This window comes from Citrobacter sp. R4, from assembly GCF_026719175.1.
In the GTDB taxonomy this organism is placed as follows: Bacteria; Pseudomonadota; Gammaproteobacteria; order Enterobacterales; family Enterobacteriaceae; genus Citrobacter_A; species Citrobacter_A sedlakii.
Genome location: NZ_JAPPSU010000010.1, coordinates 80,573 through 101,643 on the forward strand (window position 1 = coordinate 80,573; position 21,071 = coordinate 101,643).

Consider the following 21,071-nt stretch of genomic DNA (forward strand, 5'->3'; position numbering starts at 1 on the left):
AGTTTTACAGGCCAATCGCCTCTTTCAAACTTTTCAGATAGCGCCGGCTCACCGGCACGGTTAATCCGTTGCGTAAAATCAGCTCCGCCTGGCCATTATCTTCCAGCCGAATCTCCTGAAGATGCGCCATGTTCACAAGATATTGCCGGTGGCAGCGCAGCAGCGGCGTACGGCTTTCCAGTGTTCTGAGCGTCAGTTCGGTAAAGCCTTCTTTTCCTTCGCTGCTGGTGACAAAAACGCCGCTCATTCGGCTGCTGACGAAAGCGACATCATCCATCTGCAACAGATAAATCCGGCTGTGTCCGCTACAGGGAATAAACTTCAGCGCCTGCTGGTTTTCCGGCAGCACGGAAACGTCCTGTTTGCTGCGCTCCTGGCGCAAGCGGTTAAGGGTTTTCTCCAGACGCGCCTCTTCAATGGGCTTTAACAGATAATCAAAGGCGTGTTCTTCAAAGGCTTTGATAGCGTATTCATCAAAAGCGGTCAAAAAAACGATATATGGACGGTGTTCCGGGTCGAGCATACCGACCATCTCCAGTCCGCTGATGCGCGGCATCTGAATGTCGAGGAACAGCACGTCCGGGCGTAATTTATGCACCGCGCCAATCGCTTCTACCGCATTCGCGCACTCCCCGACAATCTCAATATCGCTCTGTTCCTGTAGCAGGATCCGCAGATTTTCCCGCGCTAGCGGTTCATCATCCACAATCAGCACTTTAATCATGCGTTCTCCTCCAGCGGAAGTCGTAGGGTTATTCGGGTAAAGCGGTCAGGCTCGCAGGCCACGCTAATGCCATAGTCATCGCCAAAACGCTCACGCAGGCGTTTGTCCACCAGATTCATTCCCAGGCCGCTGGCATTGGTCGTCGGTTGATACAGCCCGGCGTTATCTTCTATGTCCAGCATCAGGTGTTGTCCCTCCTGACGGGCGGTAATGGACACTTCGCCCGTCTCCAGCAGTTGCGATGTGCCGTGTTTGATGGCGTTTTCCACAATGGGTTGAAGGGTAAACGCCGGAAGTTGCTGGTGAGCCAGCGCCTCCGGCACGTTCAGATTCACCTTTAAGCGCGACTGAAATCGCGCCTTTTCAATTTGCAGATAGGCGTTGACGTGCTCAATTTCATCGGCAAGCGTCACAATTTCTGAGGGTCGCTTCAGGTTTTTGCGAAAGAAGGTGGACAGATACTGCACCAGTTGGCCCGCCTGCTCGCTGTCGCGGCGCACCACCGCTTTAATGGTATTGAGCGCATTGAACAGAAAATGCGGATTCACCTGGGCGTGCAGCAGCTTGATTTCCGACTGGGTCAGCATCGCTTTCTGGCGCTCGTACTGTCCGGCCAGAATCTGGGCGGACAACAGCTGGGCAATCCCCTCCCCGAGCGTCCTGTTGATGGAGCTGAACAAGCGGTTCTTGGCTTCATACAGCTTGATGGTGCCCATCACCCGCTGGTTTTCGCCGCGCAGCGGGATCACCAGCGTTGATCCCAGTTTGCACTGCGGATGCAGCGAACAGCGGTACGGCACTTCGTTACCGTCGGCGTAAACCACCTCGCCGGTTTCAATCGCCCGCAGCGTATAGCTCGATGAGATCGGCTTGCCCGGCAGGTGATGGTCATCGCCAATGCCGGTAAAGGCCAGCAGCTTCTCCCGGTCGGTAATCGCCACCGCGCCGATATCCAGCTCCTGGTACAGTACCTGCGCGACCTTCATGCTGTTCACTTCGTTAAAGCCCTGGCGCAAAATCCCCTCCGTCGAGGCCGCCACCTTCAGGGCGGTAGCGGAAAACGCCGAAGTGTATTTTTCGAACATGGCGCGCTTGTCGAGCAGAATGCGCATGAACAGCGCCGCCCCGACGGTGTTGGTCACCATCATCGGCGCGGCGATATTACTGACCAGCCGATACGCATCGTCAAAAGGCCGGGCGATCAGCAAAATGATCAGCATCTGCACCAGTTCGGCGACAAAGGTAATCGCGCCTGCGGTCAGCGGATTAAAGACTTTGTCGGTCCGCCCCCGCCGCGTCAGAACGCTGTGTACCAGCCCGCCGAGCAAACCTTCGACGATGGTGGAGATCATGCAGCTCAGGGCGGTCATCCCGCCCATGGAGTAGCGATGAAGGCCGCCGGTTAACCCAACCAATCCGCCGACCACCGGCCCACCGAGCAGCCCACCCATCACCGCGCCTATCGCCCGGGTATTGGCGATAGAATCGTCGATATGCAGGCCAAAATAGGTGCCGAGAATGCAAAAGATGGAGAAGGTGACGTAGCACAACAGCTTGTGCGGTAAGCGGACAGTGACCTGCATTAAGGGGATGAACAGACGCGTTTTGCTCATCAGCCATGCGATAACCAAAAACACGCACATCTGCTGAAGCAGCAGCAACACCAGATTAAACTCGTACATACCCGCAGACCACACTTCTATTAAAACCGCGTAACATACATCGACTGCGTTGATCTTTCTTTGAACTGTTGCAAAAAAAGATGAAATCGTGAGTACGATCACTCAATGTCGCCGCCGACTCTCAGATTTTTACCGCTAAATTGATTAAAAAACAGACAAAACTACCTGGTTCGAAAAAGAGCGTCTAAAGTTAAACTGGGACCTCGCGAGCAAGGATTAAAAGATGGCGCTTTACACCATAGGTGAAGTGGCTCTGCTTTGTGATATCAACCCTGTCACGCTTCGCGCGTGGCAGCGGCGTTATGGATTACTGAAACCGCAGCGAACAGACGGCGGACATCGTCTTTTCAACGACTCGGATATCGACCGCATCCGCGAGATCAAACGCTGGATCGACAACGGCGTCCAGGTCAGCAAAGTCAAAGTGCTGTTGAGCAATGACACGTTCGATCGGCAAAACGGCTGGCGCGAGCATCAGGAAACGCTCCTGCATTACCTGCAAAACAATAATCTGCACAGCATCAGAGTCTGGCTTAAAGAGCGCGGCCAGGATTATCCGGCGCAAACGCTCACCAGCCATCTGTTTATTCCGCTACGCCGCCGTCTCCAGTGCCCGCAGCCGACGCTTCAGGCGCTGCTGGGCATTCTCGATGGCGTGTTAATTAACTACATTGCGATTTGTCTCGCCTCGGCGAGAAAGAAACAGGGCAAAGACGCGCTGGTGGTAGGCTGGAATATTCACGACACCACCCGATTATGGCTTGAGGGCTGGATCGCCAGCCAGCAGGGTTGGCGCGTTGACGTACTGGCGCACTCCCTGAACCAGCTTCGCCCGGAACAGTTTGAAGGCCGCACCCTCCTGGTGTGGTGCGGCGAAAACCAGACACCGGCGCAGCAACAGCAGCTGGCGACCTGGCGTGCCCAGGGATACGATATTTATCCACTTGGCATTTAATGATTCATTAACAGGAGCGCTTCTCTGTATAATCTCTTGGTTAACATAAGGAGAACATCATGAGCGCAACGAAAATCGGCGTTATCGCCCTCTTTTTACTCATGGCTATCGGCGGTATCGGCGGCGTCATGCTCGCGGGTTATACCTTCATTTTGCGTGCTGGCTAAGCCGCTGAACTAATCGTTCAAACAGGCGGTCAATGACGATCGCCGCCAGCGCGACCAGTAACGCCCCCTGAATGACATAGGCGGTATTAAAGCCGCTCAGGCCGATAATGATCGGCGTGCCCAGCGTACTCGCCCCAACCGTAGAGGCAATGGTCGCCGTGCCAATATTGATGATTACCGAGGTGCGGATCCCCGCCAGAATGACAGGCGCAGCCAGCGGCAGTTCGACCTTTCGCAGCTGCTGGCCGCGGCTCATTCCCATCCCGCTGGCGATTTCCCGTACGCTTGCCGGGACAGACCCCAACCCCGCCAGCGTCGCCTGTAGCACCGGCAGCACGCCGTAGAGGATCAGCGCAATAATCGCCGGCTGCTGGCCAAACCCCATCACCGGCACCGCGATTGCCAGCACGGCGACGGGCGGAAAGGTTTGTCCTACTGCGGCAATGGTTTCCACCAGCGGACGAAACTCCGCCCCGGCAGGTCGCGTGACCGCGATCCCCGCCCCGACGCCAATCAGCACCGCAATCAGGCTCGACACGCCGACCAGCCAGAAGTGGGCCAGCGCCAGCGCGACAAAGCTCTCCTGTTGGTAGACCGGACGCGGCAGTTCAGGAAACAGGCGAGCGAACAGCGCCTCGCTATGCGGCAAGCCTACCAGCATCAGCACAAATACGACGATAAGCCAGAGCAGCGGATCAGTCAGTCGTTTCATCACGCAACGTCTCCGAAAGCAAATCGCGAAAGTGCAGCGTACCGCAGGCAACGCCTTGCTGGTTAACCACCGGTAAGATTTCCCGGTTATGCGCCACAAACAGGGAGAGCGCGTCGCGTAGCGTCATCGTTTCCGTTAACGCATCGCCGTCAGTGTGCTCATCACGCCGCACATAGTCGGCGACGTTACGCAGCGACAGCAGACGTACGCCCAGTTCGCTACGTCCGAAAAACTGGCGAACAAAATCATCGGTCGGCGCGGTCAACATCTGGAGCGGCGTGCCCTGCTGCACCACTTCGCCGCCGTCCATCAGTACCAGATGTTCCGCCAGGCGTAACGCCTCGTCAATATCGTGGGTCACCAGCACAATGGTTCGCCCGAGCAGGCGGTGAATACGGGTCATCTCCTGCTGTAATGCGCCACGGGTAACCGGGTCCAGCGCGCCAAACGGCTCATCCATCAGCAGCACCTGCGGGTCGGCGGCCAGCGCGCGCGCTACGCCCACCCGCTGCTGTTGCCCGCCGGACAACTGATGCGGATAGCGTTCCCGCAGCCCCGGCTCCAGCCCCAGCAGCGCCATCAGTTCATCGACACGATCGTCACGTTTCTGTCGCGACCACTTGAGCAACTGCGGCACGGTGGCAATGTTTTGCGCCACGGTCCAGTGTGGAAACAGACCGATCGACTGAATGGCGTATCCCATACGTCGGCGAAGTTCGAGCAGCGGCAGAGAGCGGATCTCCTCACCGGCAAAGCGAATTCGTCCGCTGTCATGTTCCACCAGGCGGTTGATCATCTTCAGCGTGGTTGATTTTCCCGAACCGGAGGTGCCAATCAGCACCGAAAAACTGCCTTCTTTAAAATGCAGATTGAGATCGTTAACCGCTCTCTGCTCACCGAAGGTTTTACTCACGTGGTTAAATTCAATCATGATGGGTTACCTTCAGCAAAGCGCTCCCTAAGTCAAACAGCGCGTCAATCACTACCGCCAGCACAATCACCGGGATCACGCCAAGCAACACTAAATCGATGGCGCTGCTGAGCAGTCCCTGAAAAACCAACGCGCCGAAGCCGCCCGCGCCAATCAACGCGGCAATCACGGCCATCCCGACTGTTTGTACCATGACCACGCGCAGGCTGCGCAAAAATACCGGTAACGCCAGCGGCAACTGGACGTGAAAAAAGCGCTGGGCGGCGCCCATGCCCATCGCGCGCGCGCTTTCCAGCACGTCACGCGGCACCTGGTCCAGCCCGGCGACCACGCCGCGCACCAGCGGCAGCAGCGCGTACAGCACCAGCGCGATCAGCGCCGGCGTCAGACCGGTTCCCGCGACGCCCAACGATGAAAGCCACGGGAAGGCCTTTACCAGCCCGGCGAGCGGCGCAATTAACAGACCAAACAGCGCCACCGACGGAATGGTTTGGATCACGTTTAACACGGTAAACACCGGTCCCTGACGGGCAGCGGAAAAGTGGCACCAGATGCCCAGCGGCACGCCAATCGCCAGCGCAGGCAAAACGGTTCCCAGCAGCAGCGTCAGATGCTGCGCCAGCGCGTCGTCAAAGACGTCCTGCCGGTTGGCGTATTCTTTAAGCAGAGAAAGCGCGTCGAACGCGCCGGAAAACAGCAGCGCCAGCGGCACGATGGCGATCTGGGCATGCAGAACCCAGCGCCAGAGCGGCTGGACGGTGATTCTGCGAATCGCGTCGCTACAGGCCAGCAGCCCTAACGCCAGCGCCAGCCACAGACCGCTTCCCAGGCTGGTCCGCGCCAACGGCGAGCCCGTTTCAGCCAGATGGCTGGCGGCTTTTCCCGCGCTCCAGAGCATCAGGATCACCAACAGTTGCGCAACAGCAAGCGTGAGCGCAGCGCCTCGTCTTCCCGGCACGAAGCACAGCGTGAGCAAGGCGCACCCGGCGCCCACCAGCAGCGAAACCGAACCGGGCCAGACTGCCCAGATCGGACGCCCCTCGCCAGAAACCAGTCGGTTAGGAGCATAGTTTACGAACGGCAGCGCGGCGGCAACTGCGGTGAGCGCCACCAGCAGCAACAGCACGCGGTTAATACTGACTTTTGCCACGTCACCCAGCCTTATTTCAGTCCTTTTACTTCACCCATCCCTTTTGCTTCAGGTAATCTGCGGCGACTTTTTTCGCGTCCAGCCCTTCCACGGCAATACTGGCGTTTAACTGCTGCAGGGTTTTCGCATCAAGGCTGGCGAATACCGGCTGCAGCCATTCGGCCATTTGAGGATAGTCTTTCAGCACTGCTTCACGCACTACCGGCGCAGGGGCATAGATCGGCTGTACGCCTTTCGGATCGCTCAGGGTTTGCAACCCCAACGCGGCCACCGGACCGTCCGTACCGTAAGCCATCGCCGCGTTTACGCCAGACGTTTGCTGTGCTGCCGCTTTGATCGTTACCGCGGTGTCGCCGCCCGCCAGCGAAAGCAGTTGATCCTGACTCAGTTTAAAATCGTAGGCTTTTTCAAAAGCGGGAAGCGCATCGGCGCGCTCAATAAACTCGGCCGAGGCGGCCAGCTTAAAGGTTCCACCCGCTTTCAGGTAGCGTCCGAGATCGGCCAGCGAAGTGAGTTTATTTTTCTCAGCGACATCGCTACGCACTGCGATGGTCCAGGTATTATTGGCCGGCGCTGGCGTTAACCACACCAGCTTATGCTGTTCGGCATCGAGCTTTTTGACCTTCTCATAGCCCGCGTTGGCGTTTTTCCACGCCGGGTCGTTTTCATCTTTAAAGAAGAAGGCCCCGTTGCCGGTGTATTCCGGATAAATATCCAGTTCGCCGGAGGTGATTGCCCCGCGCACAACCGGAGTCGTGCCCAGTTGGACTTTATTGACCGTTTTAACGCCGTGGCTTTCCAGCACCTGCAAAATGATATTGCCGAGCAGAGCCCCTTCGGTGTCGATTTTCGACCCCACCGTCACCGGCGACGCCGCCTGCAGGGGTAAACTCACCGCCGCTAACAGCGCCAGCGAGCCCGCACAGATCTTTGAGAGTGTCATTATGCTTTCCTCATCCTTTTGCCGCCCTTTTCAGCGACTTGAGCAAAAAGCATAGTCGAAAAGTATCTCTTTAACCGGAGAATTCAGTTTTTTCGCGCCAGCGCAAAAAAGAGAGACGGGATTACGCCCGCCTCTCGTCTCTGTTACAGCAGCTCAAATTCCCCTTGCTTGACCCGCGCTGAGTCTACGCCGATAAAGACGTTAAACTTGCCCGGTTCGGCATCATACTGCATTTGTTGATTCCAGAACTTCAACGCCTCGACGTCGATCGGGAAACTGACGGTCTGAGTTTCCCCCGGTTTCAGGGTCACCTTCTTAAAGCCCTTCAGCGCTTTCACGGGACGACTCACAGACGCCGTCACGTCCTGCAGGTACATCTGAATCACCGTCGCGCCTTCCCGTTTACCGGTGTTCGTCACCTGCACGCTCGCGGTTACGCTGCCGTCACGCGTCATGCTCGGGGCGGAAAGTTTGACGTCAGACACGGTAAACGTGGTGTAGCTCAGACCGTAGCCAAACGGATACAGCGGGCCGTTAGCCTCGTCAAAGTAGCGTGACGTGTATTTATTGGGTTTATCGGCGTTATACGGACGACCGGTATTAAGGTGGCTGTAGTAGACCGGGATCTGCCCGACGGAACGCGGGAAAGACATCGGCAGTTTACCGGACGGGTTGTAGTCGCCAAACAGCACGTCGGCAATGGCGTTACCGCCTTCGGTACCGGCAAACCAGGTCTCCAGGATCGCGTCGGCCTGTTGATTTTCTTTCACCAGCGCCAGCGGACGGCCATTCATCAGCACCAGCACCAGCGGCTTGCCGGTCGCTTTCAGCGCCGCGATCAGATCGCGCTGGCTCTGCGGAATAGTGATATCGGTCCGGCTGGAGGCTTCGTGGGCCATGCCCTGCGCTTCACCGACGACGGCAACCACCACGTCGGACTGTTTCGCCGCGTTCACCGCTTCGTCGATCATCGCTTTCGGCGTGCGTGGATCCACCTTCACCGCTTCTTCGTACTGGTTGAGGAACGTGACGATGTCTTTATCGTCAGTGACATTCGCGCCTTTGGCGTAAACGATTTTTGCTTTATCACCCACGGCGTTCTGAATGCCGGTCAGTACGGTCACAGACTGATCCGCCACCCCCGCCGCGGACCAACTGCCCATCACGTCACGTTTGCTGTCTGCCAGGGGGCCTACCACCGCAATGGTGCCGGATTTTTTTAACGGTAGGGTTTCCAGACGGTTTTTCAGCAGTACCAGACTTTCGCGCGCCACTTCTCGCGCCTCTTTACGATGCAGGCGGCTTTCGGCGTTAGTGTCCGCCGGGTCAGACTCTTTCGGCCCCAGATGGCTGTACGGATCGTTGAACAGCCCCATATCATATTTGACGTTCAGCACATGACGGGCGGCGTCGTCCAGTTCTTCCATCGTCACCTTGCCGGATTTGATCAGCCCCGGCAGGTATTTGCTGTAATACTCGTCGCTCATGCTCATGTTAATGCCGGACTTGAGCGCCACGCGCACCGCATCCTCGGGATCGGCGGCGGTGCCGTGTTTTATCAGCTCTTTGATCGCGCCGTGGTCGGAAACGGTAATCCCCTTAAAGCCCCATTTGTCGCGCAGAATATCTTTGAGCAGCCAGGCATCAGACGTGGCGGGCGTTCCGTTCAGCGAGTTCAGCGCCACCATGACGGCGCCACTGCCCGCGTCCAGCCCCGCTTTGTACGGCGGCATATAGTCGTTAAACAGACGCTGTGGACTCATGTCGACGGTGTTGTACTCTTTGCCGCCTTCCACCGCGCCGTAGGCGGCGAAGTGCTTCACGCTGGTCATCACCGAATAGCGGTCCGCCGGGCTTTTACCCTGCATCGCTTCCACCATCGTCTTGCCCATGATCGATGTGAGATAGGTGTCCTCGCCAAAGCCTTCGGAAGCGCGTCCCCAGCGCGGGTCGCGGGAAACGTCGACCATCGGCGCCCAGGTCATATTCAGGCCGTCATCTGCCGCTTCATATGCCGACACGCGCCCGACGGTTTTCACCGCCTCAAGGTTAAAAGAGGAAGCCAGGCCCAGGCTGATGGGGAAAACGGTACGCTGACCGTGCAACACGTCATACGCGAAAAAGAGAGGGATCTTCAGGCGGCTCAGTTCCATCACCTGATCCTGCATTTTGCGGATATCCTGGCGGGTGACGGTATTGAAGATCGCCCCAACCTGTCCGTCCTTGATCATTTCACGGATCGCTTCTTTCGGGTTATCCGGGCCGACGCTAATCAAGCGAAGCTGACCAATCTTCTCGTCAACGGTCATTTTGGTCAGGAGTTCAGTCACAAACGCATCCCGCGCTTCCGGCGTCAGCGGGTGGTTACCAAACAGATCTTCCGCCAGCGCTGGCTGCAACGCCAGACTCACCGCGACACCTACAGAACATAGCCATTTCATGTTGTTTCTCTCTTTCTCATTAGCCCGACGTGGCTGCGAAAATATAACAAAAACCGCACGTTGCCATAAGCCTAATTGGCCGCCACGCAGAAAGCGAAGGTTATTCTCTTAATTTTCACCGCCGCTGATTCACAGACAGGGTAAATGAGTAAGCGCAGGGTCAGACAAAGCGCTATGCTTGAACGTGATATTTTGTCCCACCACAAGGAGTGGAAAATGTCTTCCCTGACAACAACTGATAATAAAGCCTTTCTGAATGAACTCGCCCGTCTCGTGGGTCATTCACACCTGCTGACTGAACCTGAGAAAACCGCCCGCTATCGCAAGGGCTTCCGTTCCGGCCAGGGCGATGCGCTGGCGGTGGTCTTTCCCGGCTCGCTGCTTGAACTCTGGCGCGTCCTTAACGCCTGCGTGAATGCCGACAAAATTATTCTGATGCAGGCCGCCAACACGGGCCTGACCGAAGGTTCAACGCCAAACGGCAACGACTACGATCGCGATATTGTGATTATCAGCACTCTGCGCCTCGACAAGCTGCACCTCCTTGGCAAAGGCGAGCAGGTGCTGGCCTGGCCGGGCACCACGCTGTATTCACTGGAAAAAGCGCTGAAACCGTTGGGACGCGAACCGCATTCGGTCATTGGTTCGTCGTGCATTGGCGCCTCGGTGATTGGCGGCATCTGTAATAACTCCGGCGGCTCGCTGGTTCAGCGCGGCCCTGCCTATACCGAAATGTCGTTGTTTGCGCGTATTGATGAAAACGGCAAGCTCCAGTTGGTTAACCATCTCGGCATCGACCTTGGTCAAACGCCGGAGCAGATCCTCAGTCAACTGGACGATGAGCGCATCAAAGAAGAAAACGTGCGTCACGACGGGCGTCACGCCCACGATCACGACTACGTAACCCGCGTGCGCGATATCGAGGCTGACACGCCGGCGCGTTATAACGCCGACCCGGACCGCCTGTTTGAAGCCTCCGGCTGCGCCGGAAAGCTGGCGGTGTTTGCGGTACGCCTCGACACTTTTGAAGCGGAAAAAAACCAGCAGGTGTTTTACATCGGCACCAATCAGCCTGACGTGCTGACCGAAATCCGCCGCCATATTCTGGCAAACTTTGAGAATCTGCCGGTCGCGGGCGAGTATATGCATCGTGATATTTACGATATCGCGGAGCAGTACGGTAAAGATACGTTCCTGATGATCGACAAGCTCGGTACCGACAAAATGCCGTTCTTCTTTACCCTGAAGGGCCGTACCGATGCAATGCTGGAGAAAGTGAAATTTTTCCGTCCGCACTTCACTGACCGCGCAATGCAGAAGTTCGGTCATCTGTTCCCCAGTCATTTGCCGCCGCGAATGAAAAGCTGGCGCGATAAATACGAGCATCATCTGCTGTTAAAAATGGCCGGGGACGGCGTGGCGGAAGCGCAAAACTGGCTGAGCGAATTCTTTAAAACCGCAGAAGGCGACTTCTTCGCCTGTACGCCGGAGGAAGGCAGCAAAGCATTCCTGCACCGTTTCGCGGCGGCGGGCGCGGCAATCCGCTATCAGGCAGTGCATGCCGATGACGTGGAAGATATTCTGGCGCTGGACATCGCCTTGCGTCGTAATGACACCGAGTGGTATGAACATCTGCCGCCGGAACTTGACAGCCAGTTAGTGCATAAGCTCTATTACGGACACTTTATGTGCTACGTCTTTCATCAGGATTACATCGTTAAAAAAGGCGTTGACGTACATGCGTTGAAAGCGCAGATGCTTGAACTGCTTCACCAGCGCGGCGCGCAGTATCCCGCCGAGCACAACGTCGGGCATCTGTACAAAGCACCGGAGGCGTTGACCCGTTTTTATCGCGAAAATGACCCGACCAACAGTATGAATCCCGGAATTGGCAAAACCAGCAAGCAGAAATTCTGGAAAGACCCCTCTACCGGGCAAACCGCGTAAGCAGGCCCGCCGTGCAGGCTGGATCTGCTCGAAATATCGTGCAAAAGTAACGACATGTGCCGGAGCTATGACTCCGGCTTTTTATCCTGAAGGTGATAACCATGTCTGCTGCCGATACGCTTTCTGGTGATGATATTGTGGTGCGCGACGCATCGCCCGGCGACGTAGAGGCCATTTCCGCGCTGTACGCCTGGCATGTGCTGAATGGTCGCGCCTCTTTCGAAGAGATCCCCCCGACGGTAGAAGAGATGCGCCAGAGAATGCTCAAGGTCGCGCAGTATGGCCTGCCCTGGCTGGTGGCTTTGTATCGCGGCGTGGTGGTGGGCTATTGCTATGCCACTCAGTACCGCCCTCGCCCCGCCTACCGTTATACCCTGGAAGAGTCGATATACGTTGACGCCAGCATGACCGGGCGCGGTATCGGTAGCCTGTTAATGTCCACGCTCATCAGTCGCTGTGAAGCAGGCCCATGGCGACAAATGGTGGCGGTGATCGGCGACGGGCACAATAACCCTGGCTCATTACGGTTACATAAAAAACATGGTTTTGAAATTGCCGGACAGCTTCGCAGCGTCGGCTACAAGAAAGGCGACTGGCGGGACACATTGATTATGCAGCGCCCGCTTAACGAGGGTGACTGGACGCTGCCGGAATAACGTTGATGTCGCCGGATGGCGGAGAACCGCCTTATTCGGCTTTCAGCTCAATCGTTTTGCGCGGTCTGCTGCGCCATCTGCGCGGCTTTTTGCTTTTTATAGCTTAATGCCGCCGCCGGAACCGGCATCACTTTGCCGGTCTCAATCCAGGTACGTAAACGGCTGGCGTCGGCAAAATGGGTATATTTGCCAAAGGCGTCCATCACGACCAGCGCCACCGGTTTGTGATTAATTACCGTGCGCATCACCAGGCAGTGCCCCGCCGCATTCGTGAAGCCCGTTTTCGTCAACTGAATGTCCCAGTTGTCGCGGTACACCAGATGGTTGGTATTGCGAAACGGCAGGGTATACGCCGGGTTCGAGAAGGTCGCCATATCCTCACGCGTCGTACTCAGTTGTCCAATCAGCGGATACTGCTTGCTGGCAATCAGCATTTTGGTGAGATCGCGCGCGGTAGATACGTTGTGAATGGATAACCCGGTCGGCTCGACAAAACGCGTATGGGTCATGCCGAGCGCTTTCGCCTTCGCATTCATCGCCTTAATAAAGGCGTTATAGCCTCCCGGATAATGGTGCGCCAGGCTTGCCGCCGCGCGGTTTTCCGAGGACATCAGCGCCAGCAACAGCATGTTTTTACGACTGATCTCACTGTTCAGCCGCACGCGGGAATAGACGCCCTTCATTTCTGGCGTCTGGCTGATATCGATCTTCAGCTTCTCGTCCAGCGGCAGTCGCGCGTCCAGCACGACCATCGCGGTCATTAATTTGGTTATCGAGGCGATCGGGCGCACCCGATCCGGATGGTTCGAATAGATCACCTTATTGGTGTTCAGATCGACGATCATCGCGCTACCGGAGGCGATTTCCGGTTGGGAGGCCGCGGTCGTCGCCGCCGCTTTGGCCATCGCCTGCGGTGCAAAAGGCACCGCCAGCATTAACGCCAGGCTAAGAACAGAAACTCGGAATGTCAGCATGATGAGATTTCAGAAAATGATTCACACGTGTGATAACACGCACCGCTTGAGTGAGAATTTACTTAAGCTAGCGAAAGAATCATAGCGAGCTAATAACGTTGCCGCCATAAGAGAATCGTCAGGAAAGGCTGCATTGCTGGCTTTTACACCAACAATGCAGAGAATGACCTCAGAAGACCCGGTAACCGTATCCCCACAGAATAACGGTCAGCGCGAGCAGCACTTCCAGCACCAGCACGCCAATCGCCAGCGTCGAACTGGAGAAGCTCAGCCCCTCCTCCTTATTAATGTTCAGGAAGGTCGGTATACCGAGATACAGTAAGTAACCGGTATAAAACAGCGCCACCGTTCCCACCAGCGCGCACAGCCAGACCAGCGGATACAACGCCACCACCCCACTCAGAAACAGCGGGGTCGCAACATAACCGGCAAACACCATACAGTGCGCCAGCGATGGGCGCTGCGGAAAGCTACGCGCCATCCACCAGATCACCCGTCCCATCACCGCCACGCCAGCGAGCATGACGGCGTAGAACAGCACAGCCAGCGCAAGCCCCGTTACCGGCGACAGCTTCAGCACGTTGCCGTCGCCAAAATTCCAGCCGATTTGCGTGGTGCCAATAAACGCGCAGATAACCGGAATCGCCGCCATCAGCAGTACATGATGGGTGTAGTGATGCGATACCGTTTCATTCTCGCTTTTGATCACCTGCATTTCACGATCGGGATGGGAAAACAACCCCCAGACATGGTTCATACCGCCCCCTTGTGTCAGTTCCGGCCCCTAACACCTCAAGTATAATTCGCTTTTCGATTATTTTATGTACAGATCAGGAAATGTCAGGGCAGACGCTCCCCTCCCTCCTTTTTCATTCAGCAACATAAATTCACAAGGTGTATGCTTAAACGTGCGGAGGTCATTCAGACATATGGATATAAACAGTCTTATTGCACAATACGGTTATGCCGCGCTGGTCATCGGTAGTCTGGCGGAAGGCGAAACTGTGACCTTGCTGGGCGGCGTCGCCTCTCATCAGGGATTACTGAAGTTTCCTTTGGTGGTATTGGCCGTCGCCGTAGGCGGCATGATTGGCGATCAGGTATTGTATTTGCTCGGGCGCCGCTACGGTGACTCGCTCCTGCGCCGTTTTTCCCGTCATCGTGACAAAATCCGCCAGGCGCAAAAGATGATCCAGCGTCGTCCATATCTGTTCGTCATCGGCACGCGCTTTATGTACGGTTTTCGCGTCATTGGCCCGCTGCTGATTGGCGCAAGCCATCTGCCGCCAAAAATTTTTCTGCCGCTGAATATTCTCGGGGCGCTGATCTGGGCGCTGATCTTCACCATACTCGGCTACGCGGGTGGTGAAGTCATTGCCCCCTGGCTGCACAGCCTTGATCACCATCTAAAACATCTGGTCTGGCTGTTTCTTGCCATTGCGCTGGTGGTCGGCGTTCGCGGGTGGCTAAAACGCCGCAGCCGCCGCAAAGCCGACTAATACGAACGCTACTGCGGTGTAAACTGTGGATTGGCGAGCATAAATCCGCCGTCGACGATCAGCGACTGGCCGGTGGTGTAGCTTGCCCCGTCCGAACACAGCCACGCCACCAGGCTGGCAATTTCGCGCGTCGCCCCCATTCTGCCCAGTGGGATCGACGGTTCAGCGCCAGGCTTCACGTCGCTGTCGTCCATATCATTCATCGGGGTGGCGATGGCTCCCGGCGCCACGGCGTTGACCAGAATATTGTGTTTGACCAGTTCAAGCGCCATGGATTTGGTCAGCCCGCCAAGGGCGTGTTTCGCGGCGGTATAAGCGCTGGCCTCGGGCAGCGGCGTATGCTCATGTACCGAGGTGATATTGATAATACGGCCGCCCTCCCCCTGTTTTACCATCTGGCGAGCAGCCAGTTGGGAACAGAGAAATGCGCCGTCGACGTCCACCGTGAAAATCTGTCGCCAGTCATCGAAGGGCATCTCAAGAAACGCGGCTTTGCGCATTGTGCCAGCATTATTCACCAGCACGTCAATCCGGCCCAGCCGGGTAATCAGTTGCTCAAGCGCCTGTACCCCCGCAGGTAGCTGGCTGAGATCTAACTGGACGGTCTCAGCGCGAACGCCGTGCTTCATCACCTCTTGCGCTGTCGCGCGCGCGCCCTGTTCATCGGAATGCCAGGTGATGCCAATATCAAATCCCTGCTGCGCCAGATGCAGGGCGCAGGCTTTGCCGATACCTGAATCAGACGCGGTGACAATGGCCACTTTTCTCATAATATCTCCGGTTGAATCAAACTGAACCTTAAGAATCTGTCTCATCAGGCTCTAAGTATAGAAGCTCAGTCTGAGAGAGCCGGAAAGATCAGGAGTGCGGGTAGCCGCCGCCGAGCGCGCTGGTGAGCTGTACCGAGGCGTCCAGCCACTGGCCTTGTAAAATCAGGCCCTTACCCTGTTCGCGCAGCGCCGGAATTTTCGCCTCGCTAACGCGGGAACCGGCAATAATCCCCGCCCTGAAACGCGCTTCAGCCAACGTTACCACCCGCCGGGCATCGTGCTCAATCTGCTGCTGATGGGCATTTTTTTGCGCCAGCGTTGCCACCTGACTGGCGGCGCGTGCGACGTCATTTACCGCCGCCACCACCGCTTTGTTGTAATTCGCGATCGACAAATCGCTTTGCGCCTGGGCGATATCCAGATTCGCGTTCAGTCTGCCGCTGTCGAAAATCGGTAGCGTCAGCCCGGCGGTAACGCCCATCTGCTGCGCGGAACTGCGGAACAGATCGCTTAAATGCAGCGCATCCTGTTGCAGAAAAGCCATCAGGTTGATATCAGGATAAAACGCCGCTTTCGCCGCCTCCACGCTGCTGAGCGACGATTCGATATACCAGTGCGCCGCCTGCAAATCTGCCCTGCGCGCCAGCAATTCATAGCCCAGGCAATCCGGCAGTCGGCTTTCCACGTTCGGCAGCGCCACCGGGTGAAGCGCCAGCGAGGTCGACTGGGCATTAATGAGCGCGCTGAGCCGCGCCTCTATGACCTTCATCTTTCCGGCAGCATCATTCAGTTGCTGTTGTGTTTTGCTGTCATCGATATCGGTTTCAACACCCTCGACCGAAGACGTTATCCCGTTCTGGTACAGCTGGCGATCGCTGTTAATAATATTGCGTTGTTCGTCTTCGATTTGCTGGAGCAGTGTGCTTAACGCCGCCTGCGTTTGCCATTCCCAGTACAACCGCGTGACGCTGCTTGCCAGCAACTGGCGGGTCTGCTCACGTTCCGCTTCCCGCGCTTTCACCGCGCCGATTCGCGCCGTCACTTCCGCACGATTTTTCCCCCATAAATCCAGATCCCAACCGGCGGTTAAGCCAAATGTACCGTTGGTATACCACGGTCCCGTGGTGCCTGCCGCGGGATCGGTCAGTGCGAACGGCCCCATTAACCCTTCCGCTGACATTTTCTGCCGCTCGAGATCCGCTGAAAAATCCAGTTGCGGACCGTCCTGGGTTTCAACCGCTTTCGCCTGCGCTTCCGCCAGTTGAATGCGTTGTTCAGCCACCTGCATATCCGGCGAGTGCAGCAGGGCGTGCTCAATCAGACCGTTGAGCTGGGGATCGTGATATACCTGCCACCATTGGCTTTCCGGCCACCCTTTTTTGAGTGACGCAGGCAGTGAGGCGTCAACGTGAGTCGCGGGGGTTTGCTGCGCCAGCGTCTGATGACTGTCATGCATGGGGGCGCATCCCGCCAGCAAAAGTGCTAAGGGGAAGCACGCTTTCACAGCGTGAAAAGAGTTACGATTCATGAAGAAGTTCTGCTTAGAAAGGGTGCGCGGAGCTTACCCGTTGTTGAATGCGGTTTTTTAGTTACGCGTGGCATAACATCTTTGGCAAATAACCGTCATATCCGGCAATGTATTTTTCAAATAAATATCATTAATTGGATTTATTTATCTGATTTATGTGTTTGTTATTTACGGACGATATCCCGGCGGCAGGTTGCAGAAGATTTCCTATACTTAATCTGAACTTACCAATAAGGGAACGGCAATGAAGATTTTACTGTGGGTGATTTTGATTATTTTTCTGATTGGGCTGTTGGTGGTCACCGGCGTGTTTAAGATGATTTTTTAACGGCTGCGCCGGGTAGCGACGCTTCGCTTACCCGGCCAGTTATCAGAGGGTTATCGCCTGGATCGCCCGTGCAATGTCCGGTGAATGATTTAACGCGCGGATGTGCTGAAAGAGAACGGTGGCTTCATCATATTCTTTACGCAAATACCCCAGCCACTGCTTGATGCGCGCCACGTGATAAAGCCCGGTATCTCCCTGCTTTTCCAGACGGGTATATTTTTGCAGTAGCGCCACCACCTCCGGCCACGGCATCCGCGGCTGGTTGTATTTCACCACCCGGCTGAGGTTAGGAATATTCAGCGCGCCACGGCCAATCATTATCGCGTCACAGCCGCTTGCCGCCATGCAGGCCTGCGCGCTTTGCCAGTCCCAGATTTCCCCATTGGCGATCACCGGAATGGTCAGACGCTGGCGAATCTCGCCGATAGCCTGCCAGTTGATGTGTTCGGCTTTGTAGCCCTGCTCTTTCGTGCGGCCATGCACCACCAGCTCACTGGCCCCGGCCTGCTGCACGGCGTCGGCGATCTCAAATTTTTTATCGCCGCTGTCCCAGCCGAGACGGACTTTTACCGTCACCGGCAGGTGGGCAGGTACCGCCTCACGCATCGCTTTGGCGCCCTGATAAATCAGCTCCGGATCTTTCAGAAGCGTCGCGCCGCCACCGCTGCCGTTAACCATTTTCGACGGGCAGCCGCAGTTGAGATCGACGCCGTAGGATCCCAGCTCAACGGCGCGGGCGGCGTTCTCCGCCAGCCACTGTGGATATTGGCCCAGCAGTTGCACGCGCACCAGCGTCCCGGAAGGCGTTCGGCTGCCGTTCATCAGTTCCGGACACAGGCGATGAAACACTTTTACCGGCAGAAGTTGATCCACCACGCGCACAAATTCGGTGATGCATAAATCGTAGTCATTCACTTCCGTCAGAAGCTCGCGTACCAGGGAGTCGAGTACGCCTTCCATCGGCGCCAGTAAAACACGCATAAGGTTATCCGCAAAAAAAGAGGCGCTATCATAGCGCCTCTCTGCGAGGATCAAAACCTTTTGCCGGATGGCGGTAAAACGGCTGCCCAGGCCGGAGATGAAGCACAGCGCTAGCGCGGCAGCAGACAGTTATCCTCTTTCCAGCCGTATAACCACTCCATGCCGCGATAAAATTCGGCCTGCGATTTGCCTTTCCACAGCAGATTACGCACCTGACGTTCGACGCCCGCAGCGTGGTAGACGCGCCCCATTTCGCGGGTCGACCAGACAATTCGCGCCGTGCGCGGAATACGCACCGACTCATACAGCGCAAAGGCGCTTGCCGCATCGCCCTCGCATATTTCCAGCGCTTTGCCGAGGGTCACCGCATCTTCCAGCGCCATGCATGCGCCCTGGGCCATATACTGCGCGACCGGGTGCGCGGCGTCACCGACCAGCGTAATGCGCTCCGTTCCCCATTTTTCCACCGGTTCGCGATCGGCGGTGGACCAGCGACGCCAGGAGGTGGGTTTGTCGAGCATCTGACGTGGACGAGGATGGATACCGGCAAAATACGAGAGCACCTCTTCTTTACTGCCGTCCTTCACCCCCCACTCCTCCTGCTGACGGCTATGGAACGTCACCACTAGGTTGTACTGCTTGCCGCCGCGTAGCGGATAGTGAACAAGGTGACAGTGCGGCCCCGCCCACAGTACCGGCGCGTTAATGCGTAAATCTTCCGGCATATCGTCACAGTCAATCACCGCCCGGTAGACCACATGTCCGGTCACCCGCGGGGAATCCCCCAGCAGACTCTGGCGCACAATCGACTTCACGCCGTCACAGCCCACCAGAATATCGGCTGTCCAGCTGTTTCCCTGCTCATCAAATACCGTGACGTCGTCCGGCGTCTGGCGAATATCCACCACATTGGTGGACGTCCGGTATTCAACATCAGGATGGGTCAGCACCGCTTCCCAGACCGATGCATGAATGTCGACGCGGTGAATCACGGCATACGGCCCGCCGAAATGGTCGCGAAACGCCTGGCCGGTTTCAATGCGGACAACTTCCTCCGCGTTTACCGCATCCATCATGGTGATATGGTCGGTAAATACCGCCCGCTGGCGCGCTACGTCGCCAACACCGAGGCTGTCCAGCGCCGAAAAGGCATTTGGGCCAAGCTGGATGCCTGCGCCAATCTCGCCAATCTCATGCGCCTTTTCCAGCAGCATCACCTTGATACCCTGGCGCGCCAGCGAAAGCGCGGTTGCTGCCCCGCCGATGCCGCCGCCAACGATAATTGCGCTCTTCACTTTAGCCATTGTCGTTCTCCTTCTCAGGCTGAGAGTTTATCTTGTTGATTTTCGGGCGCGGCGGCGATAAACGCCGGAAGCTGTGTGCAGGCTTCATACACCGCATTGCAGCGCGGAAAGGCGCTTAAGTCACACCCCATACGCAGCGCGTTCGCCCACTGCGGGATCAAGCAACAGTCGGCAAGCGTTGGACGGTTTCCAACGCAGTACGACTGAGACTGGCTTTGACGCAACAACTGTTCAACAGCGCTCAGCCCCTGCTGGATCCAGTGCGCGTACCAGCGTTTTTTATCCTCTTCGCTGATCTTCAGTTCGTCAGTGAGATAGCGCAGCACCCGCAAATTATTCACCGGATGAATATCACAGGCGATAGCGTAGACAATCTCCAGTACCTGGCTGCGCGCCGGATCGCTGGCCGGCAGCAGTGGCGACTGCGGGAAATGCCGGTCCAGCCAGTCGATAATCGCCAGCGACTGGCCAAGCGCGTCGCCGTCATCGGTCACCAGCGTTGGCACCAGCCCCACCGGATTCATCCGCCGGTAGGCCAGTTCATTTTGCTGACCAATGCGGATATTGACGCCCACCGTCTGGTAGTCGATACCTTTCAGCGCCAGTGCAATGCGCACGCGGTACGAGGCCGAACTATTGAAAAAACTGTACAGCTTCATGTCTCACCTCAGACAATCTTCACGGCGAGGGGGGTTAACCCGTCCACGTTACCGGTGATCACATCGCCCTTCACCACTGCCCCCACCCCTTCCGGCGTGCCGGTAAAAATGAGATCCCCCGGTTGCAGTTCGAAAAAGCCGGACAGATAGCTAATGGTTTCGTTCACCGACCAGATGAGGTGGCGGATGTCGCTGCGCTGATGATCTTCGCCGTTGACCTGGAGCCAGATAGGCGCGGCATTAACGTCCGGCGCCTGGCTGGCTTTATGCAGCGGCGCGATAGGCGCAGAGAGATCGAACGCTTTGCCAATCTCCCACGGACGGCCCATCTGGCGCATCTCCATCTGCCGATCGCGGCGGGTCATATCCAGTCCGGTGGCATAGCCCCAGACATATTCATGGGCGTTTTCTAACGGGATATCACTGCCTTTTTTGCCTATCGCCACCACCAGCTCAATTTCATAGTGGTAATTGTCGGTTTGCGCCGGATACGGCAGTTCGAGCGTTTCACCTGCCGGCACCGGCACTACGGCATCGGCGGGCTTGCAGAAGAAGAACGGCGGCTCGCGATCCGGGTCGAAGCCCATTTCCCGGGCATGGGCGGCGTAGTTGCGTCCGACGCAATACACGCGGCGGACGGGGAAGCGTTCATCGCTGCCGACCACCGGTACGGTAACGGGCGCTTGCGGTTCAAATACATACTGAGTCATTGTTTTCTCC

At 56.8% G+C, this 21,071-nt stretch carries 21 protein-coding genes; 6 read left to right on the forward strand and 15 right to left on the reverse strand.

Annotation, left to right across the window (positions count from 1 at the left end):
• Positions 1-4: 4 nt before the first annotated feature.
• The gene (gene btsR, locus OOJ60_RS18515; RefSeq protein WP_042284427.1) at positions 5-724 is read right to left on the reverse strand and encodes a two-component system response regulator BtsR; all 720 of its coding nucleotides are present in this window, start codon (positions 722-724) and stop codon (positions 5-7) included.
• Entirely contained in the window at positions 721-2,406 is a 1,686-nt protein-coding gene (locus OOJ60_RS18520) for a sensor histidine kinase (protein ID WP_181822912.1), read from the reverse strand. The genes btsR and OOJ60_RS18520 overlap by 4 nt, the downstream gene beginning before the upstream one ends.
• A 223-nt stretch (positions 2,407-2,629) precedes the next feature.
• Between OOJ60_RS18520 and mlrA the strand changes: the two genes are divergently transcribed.
• Both mlrA and OOJ60_RS18530 read left to right on the forward strand, forming a co-directional pair.
• Positions 2,630-3,361, forward strand: coding sequence for an HTH-type transcriptional regulator MlrA (gene mlrA / locus OOJ60_RS18525; RefSeq protein ID WP_042284435.1), 732 nt, complete (start codon positions 2,630-2,632; stop codon positions 3,359-3,361).
• 59 nt (positions 3,362-3,420) lie between these two features.
• On the forward strand, positions 3,421-3,528 hold the full coding sequence (locus OOJ60_RS18530; protein ID WP_042284438.1) for a protein YohO: 108 nt from the start codon (positions 3,421-3,423) through the stop codon (positions 3,526-3,528).
• On the opposite strand, the gene OOJ60_RS18535 is transcribed toward OOJ60_RS18530, so the two are convergent.
• The 5 genes from OOJ60_RS18535 to bglX form a co-directional block, all read right to left on the reverse strand.
• Positions 3,509-4,240 carry an ABC transporter permease gene (locus OOJ60_RS18535; protein ID WP_042284443.1) on the reverse strand — a complete coding sequence of 244 codons (732 nt, stop codon included), beginning with the start codon at positions 4,238-4,240 and terminating at the stop codon, positions 3,509-3,511. The two genes, OOJ60_RS18530 and OOJ60_RS18535, sit on opposite strands and share 20 nt — an antisense overlap.
• Positions 4,224-5,171: an ABC transporter ATP-binding protein gene (locus OOJ60_RS18540; protein ID WP_200034364.1), complete on the reverse strand. Its 948-nt coding sequence runs from the start codon at positions 5,169-5,171 to the stop codon at positions 4,224-4,226. Before OOJ60_RS18540 ends, OOJ60_RS18535 begins: the two co-directional genes overlap by 17 nt.
• Entirely contained in the window at positions 5,164-6,330 is a 1,167-nt protein-coding gene (locus OOJ60_RS18545) for an ABC transporter permease (RefSeq protein ID WP_042284449.1), read from the reverse strand. Before OOJ60_RS18545 ends, OOJ60_RS18540 begins: the two co-directional genes overlap by 8 nt.
• A 16-nt stretch (positions 6,331-6,346) precedes the next feature.
• Complete coding sequence (gene osmF, locus OOJ60_RS18550; RefSeq protein ID WP_042284451.1) at positions 6,347-7,264, reverse strand: glycine betaine ABC transporter substrate-binding protein OsmF; 918 nt, start codon at positions 7,262-7,264, stop codon at positions 6,347-6,349.
• A gap of 143 nt (positions 7,265-7,407) precedes the next feature.
• Complete coding sequence (bglX, locus tag OOJ60_RS18555) at positions 7,408-9,705, reverse strand: beta-glucosidase BglX (protein ID WP_042284453.1); 2,298 nt, start codon at positions 9,703-9,705, stop codon at positions 7,408-7,410.
• Between the two features lie 216 nt (positions 9,706-9,921).
• On the opposite strand from bglX, the gene dld reads away from it, so the two are divergent.
• Together dld and OOJ60_RS18565 are read left to right on the forward strand one after the other, a co-directional pair.
• A complete protein-coding gene (dld, locus tag OOJ60_RS18560) occupies positions 9,922-11,652 on the forward strand; it encodes a D-lactate dehydrogenase (protein WP_205613028.1) in 1,731 nt (576 codons plus the stop codon).
• A 101-nt stretch (positions 11,653-11,753) separates the two neighbouring features.
• Complete coding sequence (locus tag OOJ60_RS18565) at positions 11,754-12,308, forward strand: GNAT family N-acetyltransferase (RefSeq protein ID WP_205613029.1); 555 nt, start codon at positions 11,754-11,756, stop codon at positions 12,306-12,308.
• Positions 12,309-12,355: 47 nt separating this feature from the next.
• Here the strand turns inward: OOJ60_RS18565 and pbpG are convergent, their stop codons facing one another.
• Both pbpG and OOJ60_RS18575 read right to left on the reverse strand, forming a co-directional pair.
• A complete protein-coding gene (pbpG, locus tag OOJ60_RS18570; protein ID WP_205613030.1) occupies positions 12,356-13,282 on the reverse strand; it encodes a D-alanyl-D-alanine endopeptidase in 927 nt (308 codons plus the stop codon).
• Between the two features lie 169 nt (positions 13,283-13,451).
• Complete coding sequence (locus tag OOJ60_RS18575) at positions 13,452-14,039, reverse strand: Yip1 family protein (protein ID WP_042284461.1); 588 nt, start codon at positions 14,037-14,039, stop codon at positions 13,452-13,454.
• A 172-nt stretch (positions 14,040-14,211) separates the two neighbouring features.
• Here OOJ60_RS18575 and OOJ60_RS18580 point away from each other — a divergent pair, with 172 nt between their 5' ends.
• Entirely contained in the window at positions 14,212-14,781 is a 570-nt protein-coding gene (locus OOJ60_RS18580; protein ID WP_205613031.1) for a DedA family protein, read from the forward strand.
• An 8-nt stretch (positions 14,782-14,789) separates the two neighbouring features.
• Here OOJ60_RS18580 and OOJ60_RS18585 read toward each other — a convergent pair whose 3' ends face one another.
• Together OOJ60_RS18585 and mdtQ are read right to left on the reverse strand one after the other, a co-directional pair.
• The gene (locus OOJ60_RS18585) at positions 14,790-15,551 is read right to left on the reverse strand and encodes an SDR family oxidoreductase (RefSeq protein WP_042284467.1); all 762 of its coding nucleotides are present in this window, start codon (positions 15,549-15,551) and stop codon (positions 14,790-14,792) included.
• A gap of 88 nt (positions 15,552-15,639) precedes the next feature.
• Positions 15,640-17,079: a multidrug resistance outer membrane protein MdtQ gene (gene mdtQ, locus OOJ60_RS18590; RefSeq protein ID WP_205613032.1), complete on the reverse strand. Its 1,440-nt coding sequence runs from the start codon at positions 17,077-17,079 to the stop codon at positions 15,640-15,642.
• 244 nt (positions 17,080-17,323) lie between these two features.
• Here mdtQ and yohP point away from each other — a divergent pair, with 244 nt between their 5' ends.
• Positions 17,324-17,407: a small membrane protein YohP gene (gene yohP / locus OOJ60_RS24875; protein WP_015572324.1), complete on the forward strand. Its 84-nt coding sequence runs from the start codon at positions 17,324-17,326 to the stop codon at positions 17,405-17,407.
• A 42-nt stretch (positions 17,408-17,449) separates the two neighbouring features.
• On the opposite strand, the gene dusC is transcribed toward yohP, so the two are convergent.
• The 4 genes from dusC to OOJ60_RS18610 form a co-directional block, all read right to left on the reverse strand.
• The gene (gene dusC, locus OOJ60_RS18595) at positions 17,450-18,388 is read right to left on the reverse strand and encodes a tRNA dihydrouridine(16) synthase DusC (protein ID WP_042284470.1); all 939 of its coding nucleotides are present in this window, start codon (positions 18,386-18,388) and stop codon (positions 17,450-17,452) included.
• Between the two features lie 110 nt (positions 18,389-18,498).
• Positions 18,499-19,692 carry a 3-hydroxybenzoate 6-monooxygenase gene (locus OOJ60_RS18600; protein ID WP_205613033.1) on the reverse strand — a complete coding sequence of 398 codons (1,194 nt, stop codon included), beginning with the start codon at positions 19,690-19,692 and terminating at the stop codon, positions 18,499-18,501.
• A gap of 14 nt (positions 19,693-19,706) precedes the next feature.
• A complete protein-coding gene (maiA, locus tag OOJ60_RS18605; protein WP_042284474.1) occupies positions 19,707-20,351 on the reverse strand; it encodes a maleylacetoacetate isomerase in 645 nt (214 codons plus the stop codon).
• A gap of 8 nt (positions 20,352-20,359) precedes the next feature.
• Positions 20,360-21,061, reverse strand: coding sequence for a fumarylacetoacetate hydrolase family protein (locus OOJ60_RS18610; RefSeq protein WP_042284475.1), 702 nt, complete (start codon positions 21,059-21,061; stop codon positions 20,360-20,362).
• Positions 21,062-21,071 lie beyond the last annotated feature (10 nt).

Excerpts from the sequence above, each read along its gene's own strand:
- OOJ60_RS18540 (WP_200034364.1), bottom strand. The coding sequence starts at position 5,171 with ATGATTGAATTTAACCACGTGAGTAAAACCTTCGGTGAGCAGAGAGCG.
- maiA (WP_042284474.1), bottom strand. The coding sequence starts at position 20,351 with ATGAAGCTGTACAGTTTTTTCAATAGTTCGGCCTCGTACCGCGTGCGC.
- OOJ60_RS18610 (WP_042284475.1), bottom strand. The coding sequence starts at position 21,061 with ATGACTCAGTATGTATTTGAACCGCAAGCGCCCGTTACCGTACCGGTG.
- osmF (WP_042284451.1), bottom strand. The coding sequence starts at position 7,264 with ATGACACTCTCAAAGATCTGTGCGGGCTCGCTGGCGCTGTTAGCGGCG.
- OOJ60_RS18580 (WP_205613031.1), top strand. The coding sequence starts at position 14,212 with ATGGATATAAACAGTCTTATTGCACAATACGGTTATGCCGCGCTGGTC.
- OOJ60_RS18535 (WP_042284443.1), bottom strand. The coding sequence starts at position 4,240 with ATGAAACGACTGACTGATCCGCTGCTCTGGCTTATCGTCGTATTTGTG.
- dusC (WP_042284470.1), bottom strand. The coding sequence starts at position 18,388 with ATGCGTGTTTTACTGGCGCCGATGGAAGGCGTACTCGACTCCCTGGTA.
- OOJ60_RS18585 (WP_042284467.1), bottom strand. The coding sequence starts at position 15,551 with ATGAGAAAAGTGGCCATTGTCACCGCGTCTGATTCAGGTATCGGCAAA.
- yohP (WP_015572324.1), top strand. The coding sequence starts at position 17,324 with ATGAAGATTTTACTGTGGGTGATTTTGATTATTTTTCTGATTGGGCTG.
- dld (WP_205613028.1), top strand. The coding sequence starts at position 9,922 with ATGTCTTCCCTGACAACAACTGATAATAAAGCCTTTCTGAATGAACTC.
- pbpG (WP_205613030.1), bottom strand. The coding sequence starts at position 13,282 with ATGCTGACATTCCGAGTTTCTGTTCTTAGCCTGGCGTTAATGCTGGCG.
- OOJ60_RS18530 (WP_042284438.1), top strand. The coding sequence starts at position 3,421 with ATGAGCGCAACGAAAATCGGCGTTATCGCCCTCTTTTTACTCATGGCT.
- mdtQ (WP_205613032.1), bottom strand. The coding sequence starts at position 17,079 with ATGAATCGTAACTCTTTTCACGCTGTGAAAGCGTGCTTCCCCTTAGCA.
- mlrA (WP_042284435.1), top strand. The coding sequence starts at position 2,630 with ATGGCGCTTTACACCATAGGTGAAGTGGCTCTGCTTTGTGATATCAAC.
- OOJ60_RS18600 (WP_205613033.1), bottom strand. The coding sequence starts at position 19,692 with ATGGCTAAAGTGAAGAGCGCAATTATCGTTGGCGGCGGCATCGGCGGG.
- OOJ60_RS18565 (WP_205613029.1), top strand. The coding sequence starts at position 11,754 with ATGTCTGCTGCCGATACGCTTTCTGGTGATGATATTGTGGTGCGCGAC.
- OOJ60_RS18575 (WP_042284461.1), bottom strand. The coding sequence starts at position 14,039 with ATGAACCATGTCTGGGGGTTGTTTTCCCATCCCGATCGTGAAATGCAG.
- OOJ60_RS18520 (WP_181822912.1), bottom strand. The coding sequence starts at position 2,406 with ATGTACGAGTTTAATCTGGTGTTGCTGCTGCTTCAGCAGATGTGCGTG.
- btsR (WP_042284427.1), bottom strand. The coding sequence starts at position 724 with ATGATTAAAGTGCTGATTGTGGATGATGAACCGCTAGCGCGGGAAAAT.
- bglX (WP_042284453.1), bottom strand. The coding sequence starts at position 9,705 with ATGAAATGGCTATGTTCTGTAGGTGTCGCGGTGAGTCTGGCGTTGCAG.